General features: G+C 55.3%; 16 protein-coding genes. 6 read left to right on the top strand and 10 right to left on the bottom strand.

Annotation, left to right across the window (positions count from 1 at the left end; all coding sequences use genetic code 11):
* Positions 1–3 precede the first annotated feature (3 nt).
* From AC07RN_RS03060 to AC07RN_RS03045, 4 genes are all read left to right on the top strand, one after another.
* Positions 4–501 carry a YbjO family protein gene (locus AC07RN_RS03060; RefSeq protein ID WP_150099565.1) on the top strand — a complete coding sequence of 166 codons (498 nt, stop codon included), beginning with the start codon at positions 4–6 and terminating at the stop codon, positions 499–501.
* A 164-nt stretch (positions 502–665) separates the two neighbouring features.
* A complete protein-coding gene (gene rlmC, locus AC07RN_RS03055) occupies positions 666–1,793 on the top strand; it encodes a 23S rRNA (uracil(747)-C(5))-methyltransferase RlmC (RefSeq protein WP_478335543.1) in 1,128 nt (375 codons plus the stop codon).
* A gap of 72 nt (positions 1,794–1,865) precedes the next feature.
* Complete coding sequence (locus AC07RN_RS03050) at positions 1,866–2,582, top strand: response regulator transcription factor (protein WP_478335542.1); 717 nt, start codon at positions 1,866–1,868, stop codon at positions 2,580–2,582.
* On the top strand, positions 2,566–4,038 hold the full coding sequence (locus AC07RN_RS03045) for a sensor histidine kinase (protein ID WP_478335541.1): 1,473 nt from the start codon (positions 2,566–2,568) through the stop codon (positions 4,036–4,038). The genes AC07RN_RS03050 and AC07RN_RS03045 overlap by 17 nt, the downstream gene beginning before the upstream one ends.
* A gap of 41 nt (positions 4,039–4,079) precedes the next feature.
* Here the strand turns inward: AC07RN_RS03045 and artJ are convergent, their stop codons facing one another.
* The 6 genes from artJ to AC07RN_RS03015 all read right to left on the bottom strand — a co-directional run bounded on the left by artJ (position 4,080) and on the right by AC07RN_RS03015 (position 8,596).
* The gene (gene artJ / locus AC07RN_RS03040) at positions 4,080–4,811 is read right to left on the bottom strand and encodes an arginine ABC transporter substrate-binding protein ArtJ (protein ID WP_478335540.1); all 732 of its coding nucleotides are present in this window, start codon (positions 4,809–4,811) and stop codon (positions 4,080–4,082) included.
* Between the two features lie 178 nt (positions 4,812–4,989).
* A complete protein-coding gene (gene artM / locus AC07RN_RS03035) occupies positions 4,990–5,658 on the bottom strand; it encodes an arginine ABC transporter permease ArtM (RefSeq protein ID WP_478335539.1) in 669 nt (222 codons plus the stop codon).
* Positions 5,658–6,374: an arginine ABC transporter permease ArtQ gene (artQ, locus tag AC07RN_RS03030; protein WP_012016778.1), complete on the bottom strand. Its 717-nt coding sequence runs from the start codon at positions 6,372–6,374 to the stop codon at positions 5,658–5,660. The genes artM and artQ overlap by 1 nt, the downstream gene beginning before the upstream one ends.
* Positions 6,375–6,380: 6 nt before the next feature.
* The gene (artI, locus tag AC07RN_RS03025; RefSeq protein ID WP_478335538.1) at positions 6,381–7,112 is read right to left on the bottom strand and encodes an arginine ABC transporter substrate-binding protein ArtI; all 732 of its coding nucleotides are present in this window, start codon (positions 7,110–7,112) and stop codon (positions 6,381–6,383) included.
* 19 nt (positions 7,113–7,131) lie between these two features.
* Positions 7,132–7,860 carry an arginine ABC transporter ATP-binding protein ArtP gene (gene artP, locus AC07RN_RS03020; protein ID WP_012016780.1) on the bottom strand — a complete coding sequence of 243 codons (729 nt, stop codon included), beginning with the start codon at positions 7,858–7,860 and terminating at the stop codon, positions 7,132–7,134.
* A gap of 217 nt (positions 7,861–8,077) precedes the next feature.
* The gene (locus AC07RN_RS03015) at positions 8,078–8,596 is read right to left on the bottom strand and encodes a lipoprotein (RefSeq protein ID WP_235135199.1); all 519 of its coding nucleotides are present in this window, start codon (positions 8,594–8,596) and stop codon (positions 8,078–8,080) included.
* Positions 8,597–8,762: 166 nt separating this feature from the next.
* Here AC07RN_RS03015 and AC07RN_RS03010 point away from each other — a divergent pair, with 166 nt between their 5' ends.
* The gene (locus AC07RN_RS03010) at positions 8,763–9,086 is read left to right on the top strand and encodes a heavy metal-binding domain-containing protein (protein WP_012016782.1); all 324 of its coding nucleotides are present in this window, start codon (positions 8,763–8,765) and stop codon (positions 9,084–9,086) included.
* Complete coding sequence (locus AC07RN_RS03005) at positions 9,083–9,913, top strand: N-acetylmuramoyl-L-alanine amidase (protein ID WP_449553613.1); 831 nt, start codon at positions 9,083–9,085, stop codon at positions 9,911–9,913. Before AC07RN_RS03010 ends, AC07RN_RS03005 begins: the two co-directional genes overlap by 4 nt.
* Before the next feature lie 6 nt (positions 9,914–9,919).
* On the opposite strand, the gene AC07RN_RS03000 is transcribed toward AC07RN_RS03005, so the two are convergent.
* The 4 genes from AC07RN_RS03000 to poxB all read right to left on the bottom strand — a co-directional run bounded on the left by AC07RN_RS03000 (position 9,920) and on the right by poxB (position 15,339).
* A complete protein-coding gene (locus AC07RN_RS03000) occupies positions 9,920–10,933 on the bottom strand; it encodes an NAD-dependent epimerase/dehydratase family protein (RefSeq protein ID WP_235135201.1) in 1,014 nt (337 codons plus the stop codon).
* 92 nt (positions 10,934–11,025) lie between these two features.
* A complete protein-coding gene (locus AC07RN_RS02995) occupies positions 11,026–12,462 on the bottom strand; it encodes an SDR family oxidoreductase (protein ID WP_012016785.1) in 1,437 nt (478 codons plus the stop codon).
* A gap of 10 nt (positions 12,463–12,472) precedes the next feature.
* The gene (gene ltaE / locus AC07RN_RS02990) at positions 12,473–13,474 is read right to left on the bottom strand and encodes a low-specificity L-threonine aldolase (protein WP_478335537.1); all 1,002 of its coding nucleotides are present in this window, start codon (positions 13,472–13,474) and stop codon (positions 12,473–12,475) included.
* Between the two features lie 146 nt (positions 13,475–13,620).
* Positions 13,621–15,339 carry a ubiquinone-dependent pyruvate dehydrogenase gene (gene poxB / locus AC07RN_RS02985; protein ID WP_012016787.1) on the bottom strand — a complete coding sequence of 573 codons (1,719 nt, stop codon included), beginning with the start codon at positions 15,337–15,339 and terminating at the stop codon, positions 13,621–13,623.
* Between the last annotated feature and the right edge of the window lie 59 nt (positions 15,340–15,398).

Raw genomic sequence — 15,398 nt, 5'->3', positions numbered from 1 at the left:
GCACTGTTTTTCAGGGAAGTAAAAACATTGGGATTCTTTACTAAATCGCGACAAGCACATGCTCGCCTGAACGTACCTGCTTTTGTGCAGGTAGCGGCGCTCGCCATTATCATGATCCGCTGTCTGGATTTGGTGATGCTGTTTAATATGCTGGGTCTGCGCGGCGTGGGGGAATTTATCCATCGCAGCGTGCAAACGTGGAATTTAACGCTCGTTTTCATGGGCAGCCTGGCGCTGGTTTTCGTTGAGATCTACTGCGCTTTTTCCCTGGCGAAAGGGCGGAACTGGGCGCGGTGGGTGTTTCTGCTAACGCAGGTAATTGCCACCGGCTATCTTTGGGCTGCGTCGATCGGCTATGGTTATCCCGAGCTGTTCAGTATTGCCGGTGAGTCGAAACGGGACATTTTCCGCTCGCTGATGCTGCAAAAACTTCCGGATCTGCTGGTGTTGTTCCTCCTCTTTGTTCCCGCTTCCAGTCGACGGTTTTTCCGTCTGCAATAACGTATATACACGTCATCCTTCACGCTGTCGCTGCGTTGGCGGCGTCTGCTCACCCCAGTCACTGGCTTGAGTAAACTCCTGGGGATCCTCAGACTTGCCGCCTTGATACAACTTGAATGATTTTGTGTATATAATCGCAGCCCCGTTATTCTTAAGGTTTTCCTATGCAGTGCGCACTCTTTGATGCCGGTCGTTGCCGCTCCTGTCAGTGGATAGAGCAGCCGGTCTCCCAACAACTCTCTGCCAAAATGACCGATTTGCAGCAGTTACTTGCTGCGCACCCGGTGGCGGAGTGGTGCGCACCCGTCAGCGGGCCGGAGCAGGGCTTTCGCAATAAAGCCAAAATGGTGGTGAGTGGGAGCGTCGAAAAACCGCTGCTGGGGATGTTGCATCGCGACGGTACGCCAGAGGATTTGACCGACTGTCCGCTCTATCCCGCTTCGTTTGAGCCGGTCTTCGCGGCGCTGAAACCTTTTATCGCCCGCGCGGGTTTAACGCCCTATAACGTCGAGCGCAAACGCGGTGAACTCAAATACCTGCTGTTAACCGAAAGCCAGCTCAACGGCGGAATGATGCTGCGCTTTGTTCTGCGTTCCGAAGCCAAACTTGAACAACTGCGCGCGGCGCTGCCGTGGCTTCAGCAGCAGTTACCGCAGCTGAAAGTGATCACGGCGAATATTCAGCCAGTGCATATGGCGATTATGGAAGGGGAGAAAGAGATTTTCTTCACCGACCAGCAGGCGCTGGCGGAACGCTTTAACGACGTCCCGCTGTGGATCCGTCCGCACAGTTTCTTCCAGACCAACCCGACGGTGGCGAGTCAGCTCTATGCCACAGCGCGCGACTGGATACGGGCGCTAAATATTCATCATATGTGGGATTTATTCTGTGGCGTTGGCGGCTTTGGCCTGCACTGTGCTACGCCGCAGATGACGCTGACAGGGATTGAGATTTCACCAGAGGCCATTGCCTGCGCCAAACAATCTGCCGCGCAATTGGGCTTAACCGATCTTCATTTTCAGGCGCTCGATTCTGCTGAGTTCGCCACCGGCCAGGGACGCGTGCCTGAACTGGTGCTGGTGAATCCTCCGCGTCGGGGCATCGGTAAAACGCTGTGCGATTATCTGAGCCAGATGGCGCCTGACTTCATCATCTATTCCAGCTGTAACGCTCAGACCATGGCAAAGGATTTTGGCCATTTGCCGGGCTACCGTGTAGAACGCGTGCAGCTTTTCGATATGTTCCCGCACACCGCGCACTACGAAGTGTTGACGCTGCTCGTTAAATCTTAAACAAAATGTGAACTCTTCTGCCGCCCAAAATCAGGTAAGCTTTAACGGTTAAACACTGAAAAAGGCTTACTGATGGCGGCGGCAAAACAGATTCTGCTGGTGGAAGACGACGGCGATATCGCGTCTCTCCTGCGTTTACATCTTGAAGACGAAGGTTACGTCATCACCCATGAGGTCGACGGTGCCAAAGCGTTGCTGCTGCTTGAGCAGGCGCAATGGGATGCGGTGATCCTCGATCTGATGTTGCCTCACGTTGACGGGCTGGAGATTTGTCGTCGCATTCGCCAGCTCACCCGATATCTGCCCATCATTATTATCAGCGCCCGCAGCAGCGAAACCGACCGCATCACGGGGCTGGAAACCGGCGCGGATGACTATCTCGCGAAACCCTTTTCCGTGCAGGAGCTGATTGCCCGCATTAAAGCGCTGTTTCGTCGCCAGCAGGCGATGGGGCAGGCGCAAACCAACGGGCAAATTTGTGCGCACGGCCTGGCGCTGGATCCGCTTTTGCGCAGCGTACAGTTGAACGGCAAAGAGGTGGTGCTCACCCCACGCGAATTTGAGCTGCTGTATTTCTTTGCCCGACATCCCGGCGAGGTTTTCTCGCGTCTGGCTTTGCTTGAGCAGGTCTGGGGCTATCAGCACGAAGGCTACGAACACACCGTCAACACCCATATCAACCGCCTGCGGATCAAGATAGAAAAAGACGCCGCCGAGCCGGAAATTATTCGTACCGTCTGGGGCAAAGGCTATAAATTTGCGGAGTTGACTCATGACGCGGCGGTTTAGCCTCAGCCAGCGGCTCACGCTGCTGTTTATTCTGTTGCTGATGCTTAGCGCGGCTGTGGCCTGCGTGGTGCAGCTCTACACCAGCATGCAGTACGGCAACGCCATGGTCCAGCGCCTGTCGGGTGGGCTGGCGCAGCAGATTGCCCAGCGCGAGTCGATTCTTGATGCGCAAGGCAAGGTTGATCGCAGTCGTCTTAAACCGCTTTTCGATCGGCTGATGACCTTCAACCCCAGCGTTGAGCTGTATGTGATTTCGCCGGACGGCGAGCTGCTGGCTGATGCGGCCCCGCCGGGGCACATTCAGCGGCAACGCATTGCGATTGAGCCGCTGCAAAATTTCCTTAGCGGCGAAACGTGGCCGGTGTATGGCGACGATCCGCGCAGTCTCGATAAGCAAAAAGTCTTCAGCGCCACGCCGCTTCGCCAGGACGGCCAGCTTCGCGGCTATTTGTACATCATCCTGCAAGGTGAAGAATTTAATGCACTCGCGGACATGGCGTGGCACAAAACGCTGTGGAGCACCGCGATGTGGTCGTTGCTGCTGGTGGCCCTGTTTGGCCTGCTGGCGGGCCTGCTGGTGCGCTATTGGGTGACGCAACCGGTCAAGCGCCTGACGGCGGAAGTCTCCGGTCTGGAGCAGGACAGCATCAGCGCGATTAAACAGCTTGCAGACCAGCCGCTCGAAAACAGCACGGGTGATGAGGTGACGCTGCTGCGCAACACCTTTATCGAACTGGCGCGCAAGATTACGTCTCAGTGGGATCAGCTGGCCGACAGTGACCGCCAGCGCCGGGAGTTTATCGCCAATATTTCTCACGATTTGCGCACGCCGCTCACTTCGCTGTTGGGGTATCTGGAGACGCTGTCGATGAAATCTGCGACCCTGACGGCAGAAGAGAGCCAGAAGTATCTGGCCACGGCGCTGCGACAGGGGCAAAAGGTGCGGCATCTTTCGCAGCAGCTGTTTGAGCTGGCGCGCCTGGAATATGGCGGCATCAAACCGCAGCGCGAACGCTTTGCGATGGGCGAGCTGATTTCCGATGTGGCGCAGAAGTTCGAGCTGACCGCGCAGACCCGCGAGCTTCGCCTGCATATTGATGTGCCTGGGCGGCTGCCGCTGGTCAATGCCGACGTCTCTATGATCGAGCGGGTGGTGACGAATCTGCTGGATAACGCCATGCGTCATACCCCTGCGGGCGGTGATATTCGCCTGGCGGTGTGGCAGGAAAATCAGCAATTGCAGGTAGAAGTGACGGACAGCGGACCGGGAATTGCAGCAGCGTTACGGGACGATCTATTCCAGCGCCCGTCTGCGCTGAGTCAGCAGGCATCGCGAGAAAATCGTGGTGGCTTAGGGCTGCTGATCGTGAAAAGGATGCTGGAGCTGCACGGCGGCGGGATTAACCTGATGGAGGCGGCGAGCGGGGCGCGTTTCCGCTTTTATGTACCGTTGTAAATCGGTAATAAAAAGCCGGGCGAGTGCCCGGCGAGACGTGATTATTGTGGGAACCACTGGTCACTGATTTTCTGGTAAGTGCCGTCGGCTTTAATCGCTTTCAGCGCGCCGTTCAGTTTTTCCAGTAGGGCTTTGTTATCCGGGCGAACCGCGATGCCAAGGCCTGTACCAAAGTACTGCGCGTCGGTCACTTTTTCCGTCGCTTTACCCAACTGAGGGTTGGTTTTCAGCCACTCATTCACCACGGCGGTATCGCCAAACACACCATCAATACGGCCATTTTTCAGGTCGATAATCGCGTTCTGGTAGCTATCGTAAGCCACGGTTTTGACTTCAGGATGTTGGTCCTGCAGATATTTCTGGTGCGTGGTGCCATTTTCCATCCCGATGCGTTTGCCTTTCAGATCGGCGAAGGATTTGTAGGCGTCTTTTTTCGCAATAACGACCGCAGAGTTAGCGTAGTACGGGTCGGTGAAAGAGACCTGTTTGCTACGATCTGGCGTGATGTCCATGCCGGAAATGACCGCATCGTATTTTTTAAATTTCAGCGCCGGGATCAGGCTGTCGAACGCGTGGTTGGTAAAAGTGCAGTCGGCCTGCATTTGTTTGCACAGCGCTTTCGCCAGGTCGATATCAAAACCCACGATCTGGTTGCTGGCATCCAGCGATTCAAATGGCGGATAGGTGGCGGAAACGCCGAAGCTGATTTTATCTGCGGCTGATGCGCCAGCGGCGAAAGTTGCCAGTAATGCGGCCAGAACGTACTTTTTCATTTTACTGCTCCCGTCTGTCAATCTGTCTTATGCGCCGTGTCTTCGGCATAAATCAACAATGCCATTTATTGAATTTGTATGCAATAAAAATGATTAAATATTATTTAGTTTATAAAAAAAGACGGGCAGTGGTTAGACTTGCCCGTCTTTCAAATTCACAGTTTATGCAGTTTATTGATTAATTTCTGCGCTCAAAGGCCAGCGCGTTGTTCTCAATAAGGCGCATCATCAGCGTCAGCAGACCGTTCACAATCAGATAAACCAGGCCTGCAGCACCAAACACCATGACGTCATAGGTGCGACCGTACAGCAGCTGTCCGTGACCCATTACTTCCATCAATGTGATGGTGTAAGCCAAAGAGGTGCTTTTAAACACCAGAACCACTTCGTTGGAATAGGAAGAGAGCGCGCGTTTAAACGCATACGGCAGCAGGATCGCCAACGTGTCTTTCTTGCTCATCCCCAGCGCGCCGCAGGATTGCCACTGGCCTTCTGGAATGGCGCGGATCGCGCCATAGAAAAGCTGCGTGGTATACGCCGCGCTGTTTAGCGACAGGGCAATCAACGCGCAAAGCCAGGGTTCAGACAGCAGATGCCAGATAACCGGGTATTCCTGCAGCGTCGGGAACTGGCCCGGACCGTAGTAAATCAGGAAGATCTGCACCAGCAGCGGCGTACCCGTAAACAGAGTGATGTACGCACGAACAATCCACACCAGCACCGGCGTTTTGAGCGTCAGAACGATGGTAAAAATCAGCGCCAGAATCAGAGCCACCACGATGGACGCCACGGTGAGCGTCAGGCTGGTGTGCAGCCCTTTCATCAGCTCAGGTAAATACTCAAGCATCAGCCGGGTCTCCGTTCAAAGCGCGTGGCGCGCAGGTCAATGCGTTTCAGAACGTACTGACTGAGTAACGTGATCACCAGGTAGATAGCCGCCGCAACGATATACCAGGTGAAGGGCTCCTGGGTGCGGGTGGCAATGCTTTTGGTCTGTAGCATTAAATCGTTCACGCTTATCAGGCTCACCAGCGCGGTATCTTTCAGCAATACCAGCCACTGATTTCCCAGGCCCGGCAGGGCATGACGCCACATCTGAGGCATTACCAGACGGAAGAAAATCGCCGTCTTAGATAAACCCAACGCCTGACCGGATTCCCACTGCCCAATCGGAACCGCTTTCAGCGCACCGCGTAGCGTTTGCGACGCGTAGGCGGAATAGAGCAGAGAAAGCGCGATCACGCCGCACAGGAACGGGCTGACGTCAAAGTTCTCGATCTGCATTTGCACGGGAATCTGGGCAAAACCCAGGTTTAGCGTGAAGCCGTCAGACAGCGTCAGCAGCAGCTGTGAAGAGCCGAAATAGATAAACAGGACCACCAGAATTTCTGGCAGTCCGCGCAGGACGGTGACCAACGCGGAGCCAATCCATGCGATTGGGCGCCATTTCGCTGACTCCCACACCGCAAAGACCATCGCCAGCGCCAGACCGATAATGAGTGCACAAACGGCAAGGCCGACGGTCATCCCGGCGGCGCTTGCTAGAGGAAAAAATTCGTTCATCAGATCTTACTTCTGGAACCATTTGGCATAGATGGTTTCGTAGGTGCCGTCTTTTTTCACTTTTTCGAGAGCAGCGTTGAATTTCTGCTGCAATTCAGTGTTGCCCTGACGTACCGCGATGCCCAGACCTGTGCCGAAGTAATCTTTGTCGGTCACTTTATCGCCGACTGGCGCCAGCTTATCGTTGGCTTTCAGCCATTCGGTGACTACCGCAGTATCACCAAAGACCGCGTCGATACGACCATTCTGCAGATCCAGTTTCGCATTCTGGTAGCTGTCGTAAGGCACGGTGGTGATTTCCGGATGTTTATCCATGATAAATTTCTGGTGCGTCGTGCCGTTCTGTACGCCGACTTTTTTGCCTTTCAGCAGATCAATAGAGGCAAATTTGCCTTTCTGACCGATGAACAGGGCGGAGTTGTCGTAGTAAGGCGTTGAGAACAGAACCTGTTTTTCACGCTCTGGGGTGATGTCCATACCGGCCATCACTGCGTCGATGCGCTTGAATTTCAGGCTTGGGATCAGGCTATCGAAAGACTGGTTGGCGAAGGTGCAGGTCGCGTCGATCTCTTTACACAGCGCGTTGGCCAGGTCCACGTCAAAGCCGACAATTTTGTTGTTCGCATCGATAGACTCAAACGGAGGATACGAGGCTTCAGTGGCAAAGCGGATGCTCTGTGCTGCGGTAGCGGAAAGGCTGATGCTAGCAAGCAGTGCGGCAATCAATACTTTTTTCATTATCATTTTCCCTAACACATCAGTGAGATAAATAGTTTTTAAAGGCGTCAGTTTGCGGAGCGGTGAAGCAGCTCGCATCCCCTTGCTCGACGATAAGACCGTTTTCCATATACACCACGCGGCTGGCGGTTTTGCGCGCCACTTCCACTTCGTGCGTCACGATGACTTGCGTGATATTCGTTTCAGCCAGTTCGCGGATGATGCTGACGATCTGGGCGGTAATTTCCGGATCCAGCGCGGCAGTTGGCTCATCGAACAGCAGTACAGCGGGTTCCATCATTAGCGCACGGGCAATGGCGACGCGCTGCTGTTGACCACCAGAAAGATGCAGTGGATAGCGGTCGCTGTACGGTTTCAGGCGCAGACGTTCCAGTAACTTTTCGGCACGCGCCAGCGCCTGATCTTTGCTTAAACCCAGCACGCGGCAGGGCGCTTCAATCAGGTTTTGCTGCACGGTCAGATGCGGCCAGAGATTATATTGCTGAAAGACCATGCCGACGTTCTGACGCAAATCGCGGATCGCTTTCTCAGACGGCGTTTTGGCAAAATCAAAGTGATTTCCGGCGATAGCAAGCGTGCCGGAACGTGGCATTTCAAGCAGATTGAGGACGCGCAGCAGCGAGCTTTTACCTGCGCCGCTTGGGCCAAGTAAAACCAGCGTTTCGCCCTCGGGGCAGTTCAGCGTGATGTCGAACAGCGCCTGGTGTGCGCCGTAGAAGCAGTTAATGCCGTTTAGTTGAATACTCATCGGGGCAGTCTTTACTCATCCAGGCAATCTATAGCAATTGAGGCCGCAGATAGTACCGTTGACAGAATAGTTATGCAATATTTATGCGTTAAAAGTTAAATATAACCCGTAATTCTATCTAAACATAGCACAAAATAGCGGAAGGCAAATGGGGCGAGAATAAATGTCGGCATTCCTCATGAAATGCCGGACATTTTACGGGGGTTACGGTTTTTACTCAGCGATTTTCAATCGACTGGCGCAGCGTGCCAGCCGGGGCGTGGACGCTGCCACCGATATAGCGGACGTCATCAATTGCCCAGCATTGGCCTTCGCGAATCATCAGAACTTCGTCCTGCCAGGACTGGTCGCCTTGAGTCAGTTTCACTCTTAACGGGATGTTTCGCGCGTCGGTATTTGGGATGGTCGAGGCGCTGGCAACCTTCGCACTGTCAGGCGGCGTGGTGCGACTGGAGAACGGATCGGACTGAAGCAGCGCGTTGTGCTGCGGGTCGCGGGTGGCATCGCTCAGCAGTTTCGCCAGGTTGTCGCTCAGATACGGGCGCAGGGCGGTGATGTCGTTGTTGCGATGCTGAATTCGGTAGTCGTAGAACTGCTGGGCTACCGCATCAGGACCGCCGTCAATACAAGGGCCGCTGCGGGTTCCGATATCCTTGAAAGCCGGTGTAACAGGCGTGGTGCAGGCGCTGAGCAGCAGCGCGCAGGGCACCAAAAGCGTCAAAGCAGAATAGCGCATGTTGATTTCCTTAATGATTAACTATCCTTTCAATCATAGCGTAACGAACCGATAATGCTGGGGAAGTGATGCGCTAAGGCATTGAACGGTATACCCGTCATTCGTCGGGTTGCCGATGTGATGTCGCCACACGGCGGGTTCAGGATAGGTAAAAAGGAGAGACACAATGCAATTTTCAACAACCCCTACGCTGGAAGGACAACCGATTGTCGAGTATTGCGGCGTGGTGACGGGTGAGGCGATCCTGGGTGCGAATATTTTCCGCGACTTTTTTGCGGGCATCCGCGATATCGTCGGTGGACGTTCCGGAGCCTATGAAAAAGAGCTACGCAAAGCGCGTGAAATTGCGTTTAAAGAGCTGGGCGAGCAGGCCAAAGCGTTGGGCGCTGACGCTGTGGTGGGGATTGATATCGACTATGAAACGGTCGGTAAAGACGCCAGCATGCTGATGGTGAGCGTCAGCGGTACCGCGGTGAAAACGCGTCGATGAAACGTTTGCTGTCCCTTTCCCTGCTGGCGTTGCTGCTTGTGGGATGCGCGGGAGAAAAGGGCATCGTCGATAAAGGGGCGTATGAGCTGGATACTCGCCATCAGGCGCAGGCAGCGTATCCGCGCATCAAAGTGCTGGTCATCCATTATACGGCTGATGATTTCGACAGTTCGCTGGCCACGCTGACCGATAAACACGTTAGTTCCCATTATCTTATTCCCGCAAAACCGCCTGCACCGGATGGCAAACCGCGCATCTGGCAACTGGTGCCTGAAAGCGAACTGGCCTGGCATGCGGGCGTGAGTTTCTGGCGCGGAACGAACCGTATTAACGATACGTCGATTGGCATTGAGCTGGAAAATCGGGGCTGGCAGAAAACGGGTAGCGTGAAGACCTTTACCCCGTTTGAACCTGCGCAAATCGCCGCGCTCATTCCGCTCGCCAAAGACATTATCGCCCGGTACGACATCAAGCCGCAGAACGTGGTGGCGCATTCTGATATAGCCCCGCAGCGCAAAGACGATCCCGGCCCGCTATTCCCGTGGCACGCCCTCGCCCAGCAGGGGATTGGCGCATGGCCCGATCCGGCCCGCGTCGCGTTTTATCTCAACGGAAAGCCCCCGTATCAGAGCGTAGAGCCTGACGCACTGCTCGATCTGCTGGCGCGTTACGGGTATGAAGTGCCGGAAAATAGCACTGAGGCACAGAAGAAACGGGTCATTATGGCGTTTCAGATGCACTACCGTCCCGAGGTCTGGAACGGTATTGCGGATGCGCAGTCCATGGCGATTGCCGAGGCGTTATTAGAAAAGTACGGGCAGGGATAATTCGCGTTAGCGGTGCAGTTTGCCGTGATCGCGCAGCCACGCCGCCGTGCGCACAATGCCTTCGTCCAGCGTGACGATCGGCTTATACCCCAACTCATTTTCAGCACGCGTGGTGTCCAGCGTAAAATCAAAATTGAGCTTCGACACGCCGTAATGGGTCAGTGCGGGCTCTTTGGCCGATTTATTGCCAAAACGCTCCATGCTGCGGGCGATCATGTCCAGCATCGGGTACGGCACAGAACGAATGCGGCAGTGAATATTCAGCTCGTCAATCAGACGCTGCACGATGTTACGCAGGCTCTGCGGTTCGCCGTTGGTGATGTTATACGCGCGCCCTGAAACAAGATGATCGCACTCCGGCTGACTCGCCAGCCACATCGCATGAATCGCATTTTCAAAATAGGTCATATCCACCAGCGCATCGCCACCGCGCGGCAACAGCACGCTGCCGTAGTGATGCATCATCTGCGCCAGACGCGGGATAAACACTTTATCGTGCGGCCCAAACAGGCTTTGCGGACGCAGGACGGTAAAGCGCGTATGTGGGTTTGACTGCGCCAGCAGATCGATGACCTCTTCGCTGGCAGCTTTGCTGCGTGCAAATTCACAGGCGAACCGCGCGGGGCGGAAATCTTCTTGAATGTCGCGATGATGGTGATAGTCAAAATAGAGCGACGGCGAGGAGACATGAATAAAATTACGCACCCCCCACGCGACAGACCATTCGCCCAGACGGCGGGTGGCGCGAACGTTCGCGAGGTCAAAGGCTTCCTGCGTTCCCCAGGGCGAGGTAAAACTGGAGCAGTGCCACAGCGTATCGATTCCGGCGAGCATCACTTTTGCCTGCGAAGAAACCAGCTCCGTCAGGTCGGCCTGGATGAATTCAGCCCCCATTTTTTGCAGGAGTTTACCCATCGCTTCGTTGCGACCGGTGGCTCTAACGCTGATGCCTTTGTTGCGCAGAAACTCGACCGCATTTCGGCCTAAGCCGCTGGTGGCGCCGGTAACCAGTACCTTCATATCAATCCACTGTGTTGAAAAGAATTTCGTGCGCATTCTTCCGTGAATCACGCCACGATGCAATGGGAAAGGTGAAAGAATCAGAGTTTTAATCAGACTTTTTCTGACTTGTGTTCTGCAAGATGCGCAATCCGTTTTGCCATGCCACGGAAGATAAACAGGTGCGCCGGGATCATCAACAGCCAGTAAAAAAGCCCCGGCATTCCGTGCGGATGCCACCACGCGCGCACGTCCAGTTCACGATGATCGCCTTTGTCTTTCAGCGTAAAGCATAACCGCCCAAGGCCGGGCGCTTTCATGCCGAACAGCAGCGCCAGCTGTTTTTCTGGCTCAACGATGATTACTTTCCAGCTATCGACCGTATCGCCTGGCTGGAGCATGGCGTGTGCTGGACGGCCTTTTGCCAGCTTGTGTCCTACCAGCAGATCCAGCATCCCGCGCGTTTGCCAAAGAATATTGCCAAAGAAATAGCGCTCTTTGCCGCCAATTTGATTGACCACTTCCCAGAGGGCTTCAAGGCTGGCGCTGGTTTTCACCGTGAATCCCGCCTGTTTGGCGTAATAACCGTACTCCGGACGCCAGCGTGCAAAGGCCTGCGCGTCGTAACCCCAGTCGCTGGAGTTCACCAGTTTTTCTTCTTCTTTTAACGTGTTGCGCACGGCGTCGTCGAAACGAATCAGATCCTGGGGGATCAGCGCGCGCAGTTCGCGGTCATCGGCCAGCAGATCGTGTTTCAGCCCCTGGATCAGCGCTTTGGCCGTCGTTGGCGGAACGGACGTAATCACATTCAAAAACCAGACGGAGATCCAACTGGTCGGGAAGGGGATGGGCACCAGCAAGCGGCGACGCCCGCTGACCCTCATAAAATGCTCAAACTGTTCCTGATAGCTCAGCACTTCCGGTCCGGCCGCTTCCAGCACGCGATGTTGCGTGCTGGGATGATTCAGCAGTTCCATCAGATAATGCAGCAGATTTTCTAGCGCAATCGGCGTGGTGCGGGAGCGCACCCAGCGCGGCGGCGTCAGAATCGGTAGGTTGTAAACCATATCGCGCATCACTTCAAAAGCCGCTGACCCTGCGCCCACGATGATCCCGGCACGTAATTCGGTGAGCGGAATATCGGCACTGCGCAGCGTTTCCGCCGTAAGCTGGCGCGCGCGCAGGTGATCGGACTGCTCGCTTTCAGGCGCCTGCAACGAGCTTAAGAAAATAATCTGCTTAACGGGCGTTTCCAGCAGAGCATCGCGTACGTTCAACGCCACCTGGCGCTCGTGCGCGATAAAATCACCGCCTTCGCCCATGCTGTGCACCAGGTAATAGAGCGTATCGACGCCTTCCAGCAGGACGGGCAGTTCCTTCGGCCAGTTGAGATCGACATTGTGACAGCTGACGTTGGGCAGGTTTAGCTTCTGGAGGCGCTCAGTGTTGCGTGCCGCCGCCAGCACCTGATGTCCTTGCTCACTTAATGCGGACGTCAAATGCTGACCGATATAGCCACTGGCGCCGAGCACCAGAATACGTTGCGGCACGGTGTGCTCCTTAGCGCTGTAAAAAGGCCTGCCAGTGTTTCACCACGTCAGAAAGCTGTTCGCGACTCACGTCAAGGTGCATCACCAGGCGCACTACTGGGGAAGCGTTGATCAGCACGCCACGGGATTTCATAAATTCACCCAGCGCGGCAGCGTTTTCATCACCCACGCGAATGAACAGCATATTGGTGTCGTGACGCATCACGTCCGCGCCGATTTCACGCAGTTGAGTCGCCATCCACGCGGCATTGTCATGATCGTCTTTCAGACGCGCGACGTTGTTTTTCAGCGCATACAATCCGGCTGCGGCCAAAATCCCGGCCTGACGCATGCCGCCGCCGGTCATTTTACGCCAGCGATTGGCGCGCTTGATGTAATCCGCATCGCCCACCAGCAGCGAGCCGACCGGCGTTCCCAGACCTTTGGAAAGACAAATGGTGAACGTATCGCAGTATTGGGTGATCTCTTTCAGCTCGCAGCCATACTCCACCACGGCGTTAAAGATGCGCGCGCCGTCGACGTGCAGCCCCAGATGGCGCTCGCGGGTAAACTCCCACGCGGCTTTCAGGTATTCACGCGGAAGCACTTTCCCGTTATGGGTATTTTCCAGACTGAGCAGTTTGGTCCGTGCGAAGTGAATATCGTCGGCTTTGATTTTGGCCGCGACTTTATCCAGCGGCAGGGAGCCGTCAGACGCGGCGTCAATCGGCTGCGGCTGAATGCTGCCGAGCACCGCTGCGCCACCGGCTTCGTACAGATAGTTATGCGCGCCCTGGCCAACAATGTACTCTTCGCCGCGCTCGCAATGGCTGAGCAATGCCACCAGATTGGCCTGCGTGCCGGTGGGCAGGAACAGCGCCGCCTCTTTACCGCTTAATTCCGCGGCGTAGCGCTGGAGTTCGTTGACCGTTGGGTCATCACCGTACACGTCGTCCCCGACCGGCGCGGCCATCATCTCTTCAAGCATGGCTCGACTCGGACGGGTAACGGTATCACTGCGTAAATCAATCATGGCATATCCTTATATACACGCATCTTTCACGCCTTCGCGTTAGCGGCACCCGCAAACCCCAGTCACGTTCTGTGTTCCTGGGGTTTTCAGGCTCGCCGCCTTGACGCATCACGAATGATTTTGCGTATGACTTTAAAAGGATATTTTTACCTGAGCCAGTTGGTTTTTGCTAGCTCCATCACTTCGTCACCGCGACCGCTAATAATGGCGCGCAGCATATAGAGGCTAAAGCCTTTGGCCTGCTCCAGTTTGATTTGCGGCGGGATCGCCAGTTCTTCTTTGGCCACCACGACATCCACCAGCACCGGGCCGTCGATGGAAAATGCGCGTTGTAGTGCTTCGTCCACGTCCGCAGCTTTTTCCACGCGAATGCCCGTGATACCGCAGGCTTCGGCGATTTTTGCAAAGTTGGTATCGTGCAGATCCGTGCCGTCAGTCAGATAGCCACCGGCCTTCATCTCCATCGCCACGAATCCCAGCACGCTGTTATTGAACACCACAATTTTCAACGGCAGTTTCATTTGCACTACCGACAAAAAATCGCCCATCAACATGCTGAATCCGCCGTCGCCGCACATGGCGACAACCTGACGCTCTGGCGCGGTGGCTTTTGCGCCCAGCGCTTGCGGCATGGCGTTGGCCATTGAACCGTGGTTGAAGGAGCCGATGAGTCGGCGCTTCCCGTTCATTTTCAGATAACGCGCGGCCCAGACGGTGGGGGTGCCCACATCGCAGGTAAAGATGGCGTCATCAGCGGCGAAATGGCTGATCTGCTGTGCCAGATACTGCGGATGAATCGCCTTTTCGCTTGGTTTAGCGAGATCGTCCAGCCCTTTGCGTGCGTCGCGATAATCACTGAGCGCTTTGTCGAGGAATTTGCGATCGGTTTTCTCTTCCAGATGCGGGAGCAGGGCCGTGAGTGTGGCTTTGATATCGCCAATCAGCGCCATATCGACCTTGCTGTGCGAACCAATGCTGCCGGGATTAATATCGATCTGGATGATTTTCGCGTCCGTGGGATAGAACGCGCGATAGGGAAACTGCGTGCCGAGCAGCACCAGCGTGTCGGCGTTCATCATCGTATGGAAGCCGCTGGAGAAACCGATCAGGCCGGTCATCCCCACGTCGTAAGGGTTGTCATACTCCACATGTTCTTTGCCGCGCAGGGCGTGAACAATCGGTGCTTTTAATTTTCCGGCAAATTCCAGCAGTTCTTTATGCGCGCCCGCGCAGCCGCTGCCGCACATCAGGGCAATGTTGCTGGAGTAGCGTAAAAGCTGCGCCAGTTTTTTCAGCTCTTCTTCAGCTGGCGTGACAACCGGCTGCGGCGCGGGATACCAGTGCGTGCTTGCTCCTTCTGGCGCGGCTTTCAAGGCCACATCGCCCGGTAAAACCACGACCGAAACGCCGCGATTGAGGATCGCTTTGCGCATCGCAATCGCCATCACCTGCGGGATTTGCTCGGGGGTGGAAACCAGCTCGCAGTAGTGGCTACATTCACGGAACAGCTCCTGCGGATGCGTCTCCTGAAAATAGCCGCTGCCAATTTCGCTCGACGGAATATGCGCCGCAATGGCCAGCACCGGAACGTGGTTGCGATGGCAGTCGAACAAGCCGTTAATCAAATGCAAATTGCCTGGGCCGCACGATCCGGCGCAAACGGCTAATTCACCTGTCAACTGCGCTTCCGCGCCAGCGGCGAACGCGGCGACCTCTTCATGGCGCGTCGGCATCCATTCGATGGTGCCCATTCGGTTCAGGCTGTCGCTTAATCCGTTCAGAGAATCGCCAGTCACGCCCCAAATGCGTTTCACTCCGGCTTGTTCCAGCGTTTTCGCGACGTAAGCCGCTACGGTCTGTTTCATGGGTGTCCATCTCCGTTATGTGATAACGCTTACAAGCTTAGAAGAAAATGGCCGTTCTG

The sequence above is a fragment of the Lelliottia sp. GFLA7 genome, assembly GCF_056490165.1.
Note: the sequence above shows the minus strand (reverse complement) of the source record. Positions and strands in the feature narration are given on the sequence as shown.